The sequence below is a fragment of the Cryobacterium zhongshanensis genome (assembly GCF_022760445.1).
Lineage (GTDB): Bacteria > Actinomycetota > Actinomycetes > Actinomycetales > Microbacteriaceae > Cryobacterium > Cryobacterium algoricola.
On record NZ_JALGAR010000001.1, the window covers coordinates 331,651 to 344,368 of the forward strand.

Annotated in this window: 15 protein-coding genes; 14 read left to right on the forward strand and 1 reads right to left on the reverse strand. The window is 66.1% G+C overall.

Annotation, left to right across the window (positions count from 1 at the left end; all coding sequences use genetic code 11):
- Positions 1 to 18: 18 nt before the first annotated feature.
- The 4 genes from secY to MQH31_RS01550 all read left to right on the forward strand — a co-directional run bounded on the left by secY (position 19) and on the right by MQH31_RS01550 (position 3,361).
- Positions 19 to 1,341, forward strand: a complete 1,323-nt coding sequence (gene secY / locus MQH31_RS01535) for a preprotein translocase subunit SecY (RefSeq protein ID WP_134534165.1) — start codon at positions 19 to 21, stop codon at positions 1,339 to 1,341.
- Entirely contained in the window at positions 1,338 to 1,949 is a 612-nt protein-coding gene (locus MQH31_RS01540) for an adenylate kinase (protein ID WP_174775058.1), read from the forward strand. Before secY ends, MQH31_RS01540 begins: the two co-directional genes overlap by 4 nt.
- Positions 1,950 to 1,971: 22 nt before the next feature.
- The gene (gene map, locus MQH31_RS01545) at positions 1,972 to 2,802 is read left to right on the forward strand and encodes a type I methionyl aminopeptidase (RefSeq protein WP_134534163.1); all 831 of its coding nucleotides are present in this window, start codon (positions 1,972 to 1,974) and stop codon (positions 2,800 to 2,802) included.
- 229 nt (positions 2,803 to 3,031) lie between these two features.
- Positions 3,032 to 3,361 carry a PTS sugar transporter subunit IIB gene (locus MQH31_RS01550; protein ID WP_134534161.1) on the forward strand — a complete coding sequence of 110 codons (330 nt, stop codon included), beginning with the start codon at positions 3,032 to 3,034 and terminating at the stop codon, positions 3,359 to 3,361.
- A gap of 14 nt (positions 3,362 to 3,375) precedes the next feature.
- Here the strand turns inward: MQH31_RS01550 and MQH31_RS01555 are convergent, their stop codons facing one another.
- The gene (locus MQH31_RS01555; protein WP_134534160.1) at positions 3,376 to 5,286 is read right to left on the reverse strand and encodes a BglG family transcription antiterminator; all 1,911 of its coding nucleotides are present in this window, start codon (positions 5,284 to 5,286) and stop codon (positions 3,376 to 3,378) included.
- Positions 5,287 to 5,454: 168 nt separating this feature from the next.
- Here MQH31_RS01555 and MQH31_RS01560 point away from each other — a divergent pair, with 168 nt between their 5' ends.
- The 10 genes from MQH31_RS01560 (at position 5,455) to rpsK (ending at position 12,556) form a co-directional block, all read left to right on the forward strand.
- Positions 5,455 to 5,757 (forward strand): PTS sugar transporter subunit IIB, encoded by a 303-nt coding sequence (locus tag MQH31_RS01560; protein WP_243010662.1) that lies wholly within the window; start codon positions 5,455 to 5,457, stop codon positions 5,755 to 5,757.
- A 42-nt stretch (positions 5,758 to 5,799) separates the two neighbouring features.
- Complete coding sequence (locus tag MQH31_RS01565; protein WP_134534156.1) at positions 5,800 to 6,108, forward strand: HPr family phosphocarrier protein; 309 nt, start codon at positions 5,800 to 5,802, stop codon at positions 6,106 to 6,108.
- Positions 6,105 to 7,805 carry a phosphoenolpyruvate--protein phosphotransferase gene (gene ptsP / locus MQH31_RS01570; protein ID WP_279238315.1) on the forward strand — a complete coding sequence of 567 codons (1,701 nt, stop codon included), beginning with the start codon at positions 6,105 to 6,107 and terminating at the stop codon, positions 7,803 to 7,805. The genes MQH31_RS01565 and ptsP overlap by 4 nt, the downstream gene beginning before the upstream one ends.
- Positions 7,806 to 7,870: 65 nt before the next feature.
- A complete protein-coding gene (locus MQH31_RS01575; protein ID WP_243010663.1) occupies positions 7,871 to 9,361 on the forward strand; it encodes a PTS mannitol transporter subunit IIBC in 1,491 nt (496 codons plus the stop codon).
- Positions 9,358 to 9,798, forward strand: a complete 441-nt coding sequence (locus MQH31_RS01580; protein WP_134534150.1) for a PTS mannitol transporter subunit IIA — start codon at positions 9,358 to 9,360, stop codon at positions 9,796 to 9,798. Before MQH31_RS01575 ends, MQH31_RS01580 begins: the two co-directional genes overlap by 4 nt.
- A complete protein-coding gene (locus MQH31_RS01585) occupies positions 9,795 to 10,946 on the forward strand; it encodes a mannitol-1-phosphate 5-dehydrogenase (protein ID WP_243010664.1) in 1,152 nt (383 codons plus the stop codon). The genes MQH31_RS01580 and MQH31_RS01585 overlap by 4 nt, the downstream gene beginning before the upstream one ends.
- Positions 10,947 to 11,175: 229 nt before the next feature.
- Positions 11,176 to 11,397 (forward strand): translation initiation factor IF-1, encoded by a 222-nt coding sequence (gene infA, locus MQH31_RS01590; RefSeq protein ID WP_022883252.1) that lies wholly within the window; start codon positions 11,176 to 11,178, stop codon positions 11,395 to 11,397.
- A 67-nt stretch (positions 11,398 to 11,464) separates the two neighbouring features.
- Complete coding sequence (gene rpmJ / locus MQH31_RS01595; RefSeq protein WP_035834639.1) at positions 11,465 to 11,578, forward strand: 50S ribosomal protein L36; 114 nt, start codon at positions 11,465 to 11,467, stop codon at positions 11,576 to 11,578.
- A gap of 160 nt (positions 11,579 to 11,738) precedes the next feature.
- Positions 11,739 to 12,113 (forward strand): 30S ribosomal protein S13, encoded by a 375-nt coding sequence (gene rpsM, locus MQH31_RS01600; protein WP_134534147.1) that lies wholly within the window; start codon positions 11,739 to 11,741, stop codon positions 12,111 to 12,113.
- A 44-nt stretch (positions 12,114 to 12,157) separates the two neighbouring features.
- On the forward strand, positions 12,158 to 12,556 hold the full coding sequence (gene rpsK / locus MQH31_RS01605) for a 30S ribosomal protein S11 (RefSeq protein ID WP_022883249.1): 399 nt from the start codon (positions 12,158 to 12,160) through the stop codon (positions 12,554 to 12,556).
- The last annotated feature ends 162 nt before the right edge of the window (positions 12,557 to 12,718 follow it).

Consider the following 12,718-nt stretch of genomic DNA (forward strand, 5'->3'; position numbering starts at 1 on the left):
TTAGTAACTGGAGGCCTTTTGTTCAGCGCCATAGCGCGGATCTTCCGCACGCCCGACCTTCGCAAGAAAATCGGATTCAGCCTCGGTATCGTGGCTTTGTTCCGACTGGGCTCGTTCATCCCCTCTCCCTTTGTGGACTTCGGAAACGTGCAAGCGTGTCTCGCGGCGAACCAGGGCACCAGCGGCCTCTATGAGCTCGTCAACCTGTTCAGCGGTGGCGCGCTGCTGCAGCTGTCGGTCTTCGCGCTCGGCATCATGCCGTACATCACGGCCTCGATCATCGTGCAGCTGCTGCGCGTGGTCATCCCACACTTCGAGACCCTCTACAAAGAGGGCGCGTCCGGGCAGAGCACGCTCACCCAGTACACGCGTTATCTCACGATCGCCCTCGGCATCCTCCAGTCGACGACGCTCATCACGGTCGCCCGCAGCGGCGCGCTGTTCGGCACCTCGTCGAGCTCCGAGTGCTCGCAGCTCATCACCAACGACGCCTGGTACGCCATCATGCTCATGGTCATCACCATGACGGCAGGCACCGGCGTCATCATGTGGATGGGTGAGCTCATCACCGAGCGCGGCATCGGCAACGGCATGTCGCTCCTCATCTTCACGTCCATCGCGGCGCGCTTCCCGAACTCCCTCGGCTCGATCCTGAACCAGAAGGGCCTCGACACCTTCCTGATCGTCATCGCGGTCGGACTGCTCGTCGTCGCCGCCGTCGTGTTCGTCGAACAGTCGCAACGACGCATCCCGGTGCAGTACGCCAAGCGGATGGTCGGACGTCGCACCTACGGCGGCAACAACACGTACATCCCGATCAAGGTCAACATGGCCGGCGTGGTCCCCGTGATCTTCGCGTCCTCGCTGCTGTACCTGCCGGCCCTGATCGCGCAGTTCAACCAGCCATCCGCCGGACAGGCACCAGCGGCCTGGGTCTCCTGGGTCACCAACAACCTGACCAAGGGCGACCACCCGCTCTACATGCTGATGTACTTCCTGCTCATCGTCGGCTTCACCTACTTCTACGTCGCGATCACCTTCAACCCCGAAGAGGTCGCCGACAACATGAAGAAGTACGGCGGATTCATCCCCGGCATCCGCGCGGGACGCCCGACGGCCGAGTACCTCGACTTCGTGCTGACCCGGGTGACCCTGCCCGGTGCGCTCTATCTCGGGCTGATCGCGCTCCTGCCGCTGATCGCCTTCTCGGTGATCGGCGCCGACCAGAACTTCCCGTTCGGTGGCGCGAGCATCCTGATCATCGTCGGTGTCGGTCTGGAGACCGTCAAGCAGATCGACTCGCAGCTGCAGCAGCGCCACTACGAAGGGCTGCTCCGATGACCCGCCTGCTCGTGATCGGCCCGCCCGGCGCAGGCAAGGGCACGCAGGCCGTTCGCCTGGCCGCCGCCTTCGGGATCCCGGCCGTCTCGACCGGAGATATCTTCCGGTACAACGTGACCAACCAGACCGAACTCGGCCTGAAGGTCAAGTCCTTCATGGACAAGGGCGCATACGTACCCGACTCCCTGACCAACGAGATCGTCGCCGACCGGCTCGCCCAGGCGGATGCCGCAGACGGCTTCCTCCTCGACGGGTACCCGCGCACGCTCGACCAGGTGCACGAGCTAGACCGCCTGCTCGAATCCGACGGCGCCGCACTCGACGTCGTCGTCCAGATCTCAGCGGACACCGACGAGGTCGTCGCCCGTCTGCTCAAGCGCGCGGCCGAACAGGGCCGCGCGGACGACACGGCCGACGTCATCCGTCACCGTCTCGAGGTTTACTCGGAGCAGACTGCTCCGCTTATCGACGTGTACGGGGCCCGCGGGCTCGTTGTCACCGTTGACGGCCTCGGTGCCGTCGACGCGGTGACCGAGCGCATCCTGAGCGCCCTTGCGGAGCGCGAGCTCCGCGCCGTCGACAACCCGGACGCACCGAGCGCGTCCTGATCCGTTTGCGGGGAACCAGGCAATGAGCCTTCGTCGATCCATCTACAAGTCGCCGGCACAGTTGCGGCTGATGATCGCACCGGGCCTCGCGACCGCCGCGTCACTCGACGCTGCCCGCGCGTTGATGCGTCCGGGTGTCACGACCCTCGAGCTCGACGCGGCCGCTGAGGCTGCGATCGTGGCCCGCGGCGGCCTGCCGAACTTCAAGCTCGAGCACGGCTACTTCCACACGGTCTGCGCGAGCGTGAACGAGGACGTCGTACACGGCATCCCCGGTGCCCGTGTCCTCGGCGCCGGCGACATCGTGTCGATCGACAGCGGCGCGATCCTCGACGGCTGGAACGGCGACGCCGCGTTCAGCTACGTGATCCCGGACCCGACCCGGCCCGAGATCGTCGCCGAAAGGCAGAAGCTCTCGGACGTCACAGAACAGTCCCTCTGGCACGGCATCGCCCGCCTCGCCGAGGCGCGCTACCTCAACGAGGTCGGCGACGCCATCGAGGACTACGTCGAGTCCCAGGGCAGCTACGGCATCCTCACGGACTACGTCGGCCACGGCATCGGCCGGTCCATGCACGAGGCCCCTCCCGTGTTCAACTACCGGGTACGCCAGAAGGGCCCGGAGGTCAAGCCCGGTCTCGTCGTCGCCATCGAGCCGATGGTCGTGCTCGGCTCGATCGACACCTTCGTCCGCGACGACGAGTGGACCGTCGCGACGAGCGACGGCCTCGCGGCCGCGCACTGGGAGCACAGCGTCGCCGTGCACAAGGACGGCATCTGGGTGCTCACCGCAGAAGACGGCGGAGCCGCGCAGCTCGCCCCCCTGGGCGTCACCCCCGTCCCCATCCCCTAACCCCGCCCCTCGGCGCTCTGCTGCCCTCACCGCGCGCCCGTCCCACGCGCGTCTATCCCGCGAGAGTACGAATTTGGCCCTTAAACCGCGAGTTTAAGGGCCAAATTCGTACTCTCGCGGTGGGGAACGGTGGGCTGCGGCGCGCCGGGACGCGGCATCCGCTAGCCAAAGTCCCCGAATAGCGGGAGGATGGAAGTGGGCAGAGCCCGCTGAAGGAATGAGCAGGTCAATGAGGATTCTCGTAGTTTGCGGTGCCGGAGCGTCCAGCGCCTTCGTCGCACATCGCGTGCGCCGTACCGGTGAGGCCAGGGGCCTCGAACTGACGGTTCACGCCGGCAGCGAATCCGACCTTCCCGGGTCACTCGACCCGATCGACGTCTTGCTCGTCGGCCCGTACCTCGCGCCGCGTTACGCGAAGATCCGCGCCCAGGCGATCAAGCGGGGCGTCGGCGTCGCGCTGCTTCCCGACACCGTGTTCGCGTCCCAGGACGGCGACGAGGCACTCGACCTCGCCATTTACGCCTACAAGTCGCGCGACTGGGCGGAACTGACCGCCTGAGCTCGGTCGCCCGGCTACTGGTCCATCAGGTGCACGAGTTCGTCGATGAAGGATGCGAAGTCGACAGACCTGCGGACCAGGCGCTGAACATCGTTGCGGTCTGAGAAGACCTCGACGAACTGGTCGAAGACATCCTGGAAGCTCTTGCGACCCGCGGCGCTGAACGCGACGAGCGCGACGACGTTGACCCGGGCCTCTCCCCAGTCCATCGGGGTGTCGTTGATCACGATCGCGATCGACGTGCGGTTCGCGGTCATCGACATCGAGTGCGGCACGGCGAGGTTGTCGGTGAACGCCGTCGAACTCATCAGTTCGCGCTCGATCGCGCCGTCGATGTACTCCGGTTCGATGATGCCCTGCTCGGCCATCCGCTCGCCGAGCGCGCGGATCATGGCGTCCTCGTCGCTCGCGTAGAAGTTGTGTGAGAACAGCGAGGCGTCGAAGAACTGGAGCAGGTCGTCCTTGAGGTGCGCGCGCCTGCGCAGCCTGCGCACCCGGCTCGCGGCCTTCCGGATCCGCTCGATGTCGGTCTCGGTCAGGAACGGCTGGATCACGATGATCCCGTCGCCGATGCGGCCGGGGTCGATCGTCGTGAGCACAAGGTCGGCCTCGAGGCCGTTCCAGTCCACGTCGCTGCGCGTGACGACCGAGACGACCTCGAGCTCGTCGCCGAGGACCCGTTCGATGCGCTCACGCAGCAGGACGTGCATGTCGTAGTAGTTGGGGCAGACGATCGCACAGCTGACCAGGTCGACCCGGCGGGACTGCTGCTGCAGGTGCGCGCCGACATGCATCGCGATGTACGCGATCTCGTCGTCGTTGATCACGATCCGCTCCTGGCGCTGCAGCTGGCTCGCGATGTACACCGCGAGCTCGTAGATCATCGGGTAACTCGTCTTGATCGACCGGGTGAGGGGGTTGTGGGCGAACGACCGGTCCTGCGCGCGGTTGATCAGGTTGCGCACGTGCAGGGTGAGCCGCACGATGAACGTCTCCTCGGTGAGGTCGACGAGGAATTCCTCGCTCGCCCGCGTGACGATCTGCCGGACCGTGTCGAGGTCTTCCGGACGCACGAAGTTCTCGATCAACTTCGTAGCGGGCTGGTCGTGCCCGGGCGTGATCACGCGCGTGGTGAGGAGGAGCCCGATGTAGTCGAGGTCCCCGATCGCAAGCTCGACGTCGAAGTGCCGTTTGATCAGCACGGCGAGGGCCTGTGTCATCTCGTCCGGGGGAGTGGCCTGCGGCTCCGCGGGCAGCGGGGCCGCGCGTTTCGTGACGCGGTCGACGGCGATCGCCACGTGCAGCAACACGTCGTTGGTGCCGTACTCGTTCACGAAGTACCCCTGGGCGTCGAGCATGGCGATCAGGTCGGTCTTGAACGCGCTGAGGCTCTTCGACGCGAACTCGCGCTGGATCGTCTCGAGGTTGAGCATTCCGCGGTCGGTCTCCTCGCGGAACATCCTGCTGAGCAGCCGGCGTCGGTCGGTCTCCGAGCCGGCCAGGGTGACGACGCTACCGCGCCGCCCGAGGGTGAGCCCGGTCTCCGGCAGCAGCGACCGCACCCGGGCCAGATCGGCTTCGATCGTCGAATCGCTCACGAACAGTTCCGCGGCGAGGCTGTACACGTCGAGACCGTTGTCGGACTCGGTGAGCCGCCGGACGAGGGCGTAGAGCCGGTTCTGCTTGGAATCCGGGTCGGCCGGCTTGTGGCTCGACCGGAACGCGGCGTACGCCTCGAGGTCCAGCCGGTACCCGGCCGTCCCCGATTCGATCACATCGAGCGGATGCGCCGCCGCCTTCACGTTGGTCACGTAACTGCGCACGGTCCGAGGCGTGACCCCGAGGTGGTCCGCGAGTTCACCGGCGGTCACCCAGACCGGCGTCTGCGACAGATACTCCAGCATCCGCGTTTGTTTGTCGCTCATCGCACAAAACTCCACATTGTCGTCACTAGTCAATCACGTCGCACCCCTTCGGTATTCCCGAACCGTATTCCCGCGCCGTGTTTCCGGGGGTGCGGAAACAGCTCTACTGGCCGGCGCACGGCAACACGACGAAACTGAATTCAGTCGATACACCGAAAGGCCGAGTCAATGAGGATTCTTGTGATCTGTGGTGCGGGCGCGTCCAGTACCTTCGTGGCACTGCGGATGCGGCGGACCATTTCCGAGCGCGGCCTGACCATTGCGGTCGCGGCGGCGAGCGAAACAGAACTCCCCGACGCCCTCGACGGCATCGACGCACTGCTCGTCGGCCCGCACCTGGCCGGACGCTTCCCCGAGATCCGGGCGCAGGCGGCCGAACTCGGCGTGGGCTGCGCGCTCCTGCCCGACACGATCTTCACCGCCCGTGACGGATCAGAAGCACTCGACGCGGCGCTCGCAGCCGCGGCATGACCCAGTACAGCACTCCACTCTCCACCGGAAGGAACCCCACCGATGATTGAACGACAGGTTCGAATCGGCTCGGCAAACGGCCTGCACGCGCGCCCCGCAAAACTCTTCACCAAGGCGGCAGCCGACTCCGGCGTCAAGATCACCATCGAAAAGGCGGGCGGCAAGGCCGTCAACGCCGCCAGCATCCTCGCCGTCATCTCCCTCGGCCTCGCCAACGGGGACGAGGTCACGCTCGCGACCATCGACGACGAGGCCGGTGCCGCCCTCGACACCCTCGTCGCCCTGCTCGCCGCAGACCACGACCTGCCGGCCGCGGATGCCGCTCCCGCAGAGACGCGGGTCGCGGTATGAGCCTCGCACCGGCATCCGCCACGGCAGGCGTCGACCTGACCGGCACCGGCATCGGCCAGGGCGTCGCCATCGGCCGCGTTCTGCGGATGCCCGAACCGCTCCCTGAACCCACGGACACCCGCAGCGCACTCACCCCGGAGGACGAGGGCGCTCGCGCCGCGTCCGCCCAGCGTTTCGTCGCCGTCGACCTCGAGGCCCGCGCCGAACGCGCAGGCGGAGCCGCCCAGGAAGTCCTCGAAGCCCAGGCCATGATGGCCGAGGACCCCACCCTCGTCGACGACCTCACCGAACGGCTCGCGACCGGCAAGACCGCCGAGCGCGCCGTGTTCGAGGCCTTCTCCACGTTCCGCGACCAGCTCACCGAGCTCGGCGGCTACCTCGCCGAACGCGCCGCCGACCTCGACGACGTGTCCCAGCGGGTTATCGCCCAGTTGGGCGGCCGCGCCGCCCCCGGCGTGCCCGAGCAGGAAGAACCGTTCATCCTGATCGCCCACGACCTCGCTCCCGCGGACACCGCCCTGCTCGACCTCACCCGCGTGCTCGGCCTCGTCACGAGCGACGGCGGCCCGACGTCCCACACCGCGATCCTCGCCCGCGACAAGGCGATCGTCGCGATCGTCGGCGCCACCGGCGCCACCGACCTCGCCGACGGCACCCTCGTGATCGTCGACGCCGCCTCCGGCACCGTGACCGTGTCCCCGACCGAGGCCGAGGTCGAAACGGCCGAAGCCCGCATCCGTGCCCGTGCCCTGCGCGCCCAGGCCCCGACCGGCCCCGGCCGGCTCCGCGACGGCACCCCGATCCCGCTCCTCGCGAACCTCGGCTCCGCCGACGGCGCCGCCCAGGCCGTCGCCCTGGGCGCGGAAGGCGTCGGCCTGTTCCGCACCGAGTTCCTGTTCCTCCATTCCCACAACGCGCCGACGATCCTCGAGCAGGCCGAACAGTACGCACGCCTGCTGCACGCGTTCCCGGGCAAGAAGGTCGTCGTGCGCGCCCTCGACGCCGGCAGCGACAAGCCGCTCGCCTTCCTCAACGACGCCGAGGAGGAGAACCCCGCACTCGGCCTCCGCGGCCTCCGCGCCCTGCGCGCCTCCGAGGACATCCTCCGCGAACAGCTCACCGCGCTCGCCGAAGCGGATGCCGCGACCGACGCCGACGTCTGGGTGATGGCGCCCATGGTCGCAACGGTCGAGGAGACCGCCTACTTCGTGGAGCTCGCCCACAAGCTCGGCCTCAAGACGGCCGGCGTCATGGTGGAGATCCCGTCCGCCGCGCTCCTGGCCGACCGGATCCTGCAGCACGCGGACTTCGCGTCGATCGGCACCAACGACCTCACCCAGTACACCCTCGCCGCCGACCGTCTCCTCGGTTCCGTGGCGGGCTACCAGAACCCGTGGCACCCCGCGGTCCTGCGCCTGATTGCTGAGGTGGGGGCCGCCGGCCGCGATCTCGGCAAGCCGGTCGGGGTATGCGGAGAAGCGGCGGCGGACCCCCTGCTCGCCGTCGTGCTCGTCGGACTGGGGGCCACCAGCCTGTCCATGTCGTCAGCGGCACTTTCCGACGTCCGGGCGGAACTCGCCCGGTTCAGCGCGGAGGAGGCCCGGCAACTCGCCGCGGTCGCCCTCGCGGCAGACGGCGCGGCATCCGCTCGCGCCGCGGCGACGCACCTGGCCGCCACCTTCTCTCCCACGGACTAGTCCGTGCGAGTCGTTTCACCACTCACCCGCAATCACAACCCGAACACACAACGAAAGGCAGAGAAATGACGACGACGTCAACTGACACGAAGAGCGGAGGCGGCGCGCGCGTCCACGTGCAGCGCTTCGGCACCTTCCTCAGCGGCATGATCATGCCCAACATCGCGGCGTTTATCGCGTGGGGCCTCATCACCGCGTTCTTCATCCCGACCGGCTGGACCCCGAACGAGACCGTCGCCAAGATGGTCGACCCGATGATCTTCTACCTACTTCCGCTCCTGATCGCCAACACCGGTGGCCGCATGGTCTACGGCGTCCGCGGCGGCGTCATCGCGTCGATCGCCACCATGGGTGTCATCGTCGGCAGCGCGATCCCGATGTTCATCGGTGCGATGATCATCGGCCCGCTTTCCGCATGGCTGCTCAAGAAGCTCGACGGCCTGTGGGCGGGCAAGATCCGCCCCGGCTTCGAGATGCTCGTGGACAACTTCTCCTCGGGTATCCTCGGCGCCATCCTCGCCCTGGGCGCGTTCTTCGGAATCGCCCCGGTCGTGACCGGCTTCAGCACCATGCTGGAAGGCGGAGTCAACTGGCTCGTCTCCAACAACCTTCTGCCGCTCGCGAGCATCCTCGTCGAGCCCGGCAAGGTGCTGTTCCTGAACAACGCCATCAACCACGGCGTGTTCACCCCGATCGGTGTGCAGCAAGTTGCCGAATCCGGTAAGTCGCTCCTCTTCCTGATCGAGGCGAACCCCGGCCCCGGCCTCGGACTGCTCCTCGCGTTCTCGTTCTTCGGTGTCGGACTTGCCAAGGCCAGTGCACCCGGCGCGATCATCATCCAGTTCCTCGGTGGTATCCACGAGATCTACTTCCCGTACGTTCTGATGAAGCCGATCCTCATCCTCGCCACCATCGGCGGCGGCATGACCGGCGTTGCGATCAACGTCGCGTTCCACACCGGCCTCCGCGCCCCCGCCTCGCCCGGCAGTATCTTCGCCGTGCTTCTCCAGACCGCACCGGACAGCTACGTCGGCGTCGTCCTCTCGGTCCTCGGCTCCGCAGCCGTGTCGTTCCTGATCGCCTCCGTCATCCTCCGTGCCAGCCGCAAGCGCGACCTGGCCGCAGGCCTCGACGGCGACCTCAGTGACGCCGTCGCGAAGACCGAAGCCATGAAGGGCAAGTCCTCCAGCGTCCTCGGCAACCTCGCCGCTGCGGGCACCACGGATGCCGCGACCGCGGCCGCCGCTGGCCACCAGCTGAAGAACATCGTCTTCGCCTGCGACGCCGGCATGGGTTCGAGCGCCATGGGCGCGTCCGTCCTGCGGAACAAGATCAAGAAGGCCGGCATCGAAGGCATCACGGTGACCAACCAGGCCATTGCGAACCTCGACGGCACCGCCGACCTGGTCATCACCCACCAGGACCTCACCGCGAGGGCCCAGCAGAAGTCGCCGGCATCCGTGCACGTTTCGGTGTCGAACTTCATGAACAGCCCGAAGTACGACGAGGTCGTTGAATTGCTGCAGAGCAAGGCGGACACAGAGGCCACACTGTGACCGATCAGATCCTCGAGCCCGGCAACGTGGTGGCCGCGGGAACGGCCACCACGAAGAACGACGCCATCACGGAGGCCGGCGCGTTGCTGGTCGCCGCGGGCGCCGTGACCCAGGCGTACGTCGATTCGATGTTCGACAGGGAGGCGAGCGTGTCGACCTACATGGGCAACTTCCTCGCCATCCCGCACGGCACGAACGAGGCGAAGGAGTCGATCCTTCATTCGGCGCTGTCCCTCGTCCGCTATGACACGCCCATCGACTGGGACGGCAACCCGGTCCGGTTCGCAGTCGGGATCGCGGGGCTCAACAACGAGCACCTCGCGATCCTCTCGAAGATCGCCATCGTCTTCTCGGACGAGGACGAAGTACAGAAACTGATCGATGCAGGAAATGCAGGAGAGATTTACGCTCTCCTCGAGGAGGTCAACGCAGAATGAAAGCAATTCACTTCGGTGCAGGCAATATCGGTCGCGGATTCGTCGGCCTCCTGCTTCACGACGCCGGATACGAGGTGGTCTTCGCCGATGTGAATGCTTCCCTGATCGACGCCCTCAAGGCCGCGACGACCTACTCGGTGCACGAGGCGGGGGAGGAGTCGACCACTCGCGTGGTCGACAACTTCCGCGCCATCAACAGCGCGACCGACGAGGCCGCCCTGATCCAGGAGATCGCGACGGCCGATATCGTGACGACCGCCGTCGGCCCGACCGTGCTGCGCTTCGTGGCACCGGTCATCGCCGCGGGCCTCGCAGCCCGCGACGCGTCGCTGCCCCCGCTTGCCGTGATGGCGTGCGAGAACGCGATCAACGCGACCGACGTGCTCGCGGAGCAGGTCTGGCTCAACGTGGCGGAGGGAGACCGTGCGGCCATCAATGCACGCGTCGCCTTCGCCAATACAGCCGTTGACCGGATCGTTCCCGGACAAGCGGAGGGCAGCGGCATCGACGTCACCGTCGAGGCCTTCTACGAGTGGGTCATCGAGCGCGGCGCCTTCAACGGCGCCGTGCCCGTGATCCCCGGCGCGACCTTCGTCGACAACCTCGCGCCCTACATCGAGCGCAAGCTGTTCACGGTCAATACGGGTCACGCCACAGTCGCCTACCTCGGCTCCGTCGCCGGCGTCACGAAGATCTCGGACGCCCTCCTGGTGCCCGAGGTGCTTGACGGCGCCCGGCGCGTCCTGGAGGAGACCAGTGCCCTCCTGGTGGCCAAGCACGGCCTCGACGAGGCCGCCCAGCGCGCCTATCGCGAGAAGATCCTGGTTCGGTTCAAGAACCCGGCACTTCCCGACACCGTGCAGCGCGTCGGACGCCAGCCGCTCCGCAAGCTCAGCCGGCATGAGCGGTTCATCGGCCCGGCCGCGGAGATCGCCGAACGCGGCACCCGCCCGACGGCACTGCTCGAGGCGGTCGGCGCAGCCCTCCGCTTCGACGTGCCGGACGACGAGCAGAGCGTCGAACTGCAGTCGAAGCTCCGCGTTCTCGACGCGGAGGCCTTCGTGACGGAGGTCTGCGGCCTGGACGCGACGCATCCGCTGTTCTCGGACGTGGTCACCGTCGTCGCGGGCGTGCAGCGCACGCTCTAGGTCGCCGACGCTCAAAAGAGCACCATCGGCTCCACACGCAGAAAACTGGACGATTCCGCACTGAAACGGGCGGCGGCAGCAGTATTTGCCAAGGATTATAGGGAAGAATTGCCAAAAGGCAACTTCATACCATAGAGTAAATCCTTGGTGTCTGATGCCGTCGCCTGCGGCGTGTCTAGAGCACCACATCCCCGCACGACCAGCAATCAATACCTAGTGATAGTGAGTTATGGCCAAAAAAGACGGTGTCATCGAAATCGAGGGCGCAGTAGTCGAAGCTCTTCCCAACGCGATGTTTCGCGTTGAGTTGACGAACGGCCACAAAGTTCTTGCCCACATTTCGGGCAAGATGCGTCAGCACTACATCCGCATCCTCCCCGAGGACCGCGTGATCGTGGAGCTGAGCCCTTACGATCTGACTCGCGGCCGGATCGTCTACCGCTACAAGTAAGAAGTTGCTGTAAGTAACGGCCCGCGGCATTCCGCGGGTACGAAGACAGCGAATACAAGGACACACCATGAAGGTCAAGCCCAGCGTCAAAAAGATCTGTGACAAGTGCAAGGTCATCCGCCGTAACGGCAACGTGATGGTCATCTGCGAGAACCCGCGTCACAAGCAGCGTCAGGGTTAGCCGGTGTGAGTTTGTCATCCGACAGGCTCACCCTGGTGAACGATTCAACTGAATACAGAAAATAGCAGTGCCAAGAACCTCGCAAGGGGGGACACCATCGGTTGGAGGCCGATGAACGGGCACTGCTACAGACCTCCACTCATATACAGGAGAAGCCATAATGGCACGTCTAGCCGGCGTTGATATTCCCCGCGATAAGCGCGTGGAAGTTGCACTGACTTACATCTTTGGTGTTGGCCGCACGAGGGCACTCAAGACCCTCGCCGACACTGAAATCGATGGAAACATCCGAGTCAAGGACCTGACCGACGACCAGCTCGTCGCCCTCCGTGACTACATCGAAGGAACCTTCAAGGTTGAGGGTGACCTCCGCCGTGAGGTTGCCGCCGACATCCGCCGCAAGGTCGAGATCGGTAGCTACGAGGGAATCCGCCACCGCAAGGGCCTGCCCGTCCGCGGCCAGCGCACCAAGACCAACGCTCGCACCCGCAAGGGCCCGAAGCGCACCGTAGCCGGCAAGAAGAAGGCGCGCTAGGCCTCGGCCTGGCCCGTCTCGCCTTTAGGATTCAGGAGAAATTCATGGCAGCACCCAAGTCGGCCGTTCGGAAGCCGCGCAAGAAAGAAAAGAAGAACGTCGCCGTGGGCCAGGCCCACATCAAGAGCACGTTCAACAACACCATCGTCTCGATCACTGACACCACCGGTGCGGTCATCAGCTGGGCGTCCTCAGGTGGAGTTGGCTTCAAGGGTTCGCGCAAGTCGACCCCGTTCGCCGCACAGCTGGCCGCCGAATCGGCTGCCCGCCAGGCGCAGGAGCACGGTATGAAGAAGGTCGACGTGTTCGTCAAGGGACCCGGCTCAGGCCGCGAAACCGCGATCCGCTCCCTTCAGGCCGCCGGCCTCGAGGTTGGCTCGATCAACGACGTCACGCCCCAGGCTCACAACGGCTGCCGTCCGCCGAAGCGTCGCCGCGTCTAAGCACCCGCACTGGCCGGGTCCGTCCGTGTGACGGGCCCGGCCGACGCGGATCGCCGGGCCTGGTTCGCTCCTCACGGAGCGACCCAGGCCCCGCGCGATTCTCTTTTCTTTCACACTCAACACCTCGCCTCGCAAGTGTCATATAGCGGACACTTTGCCGAA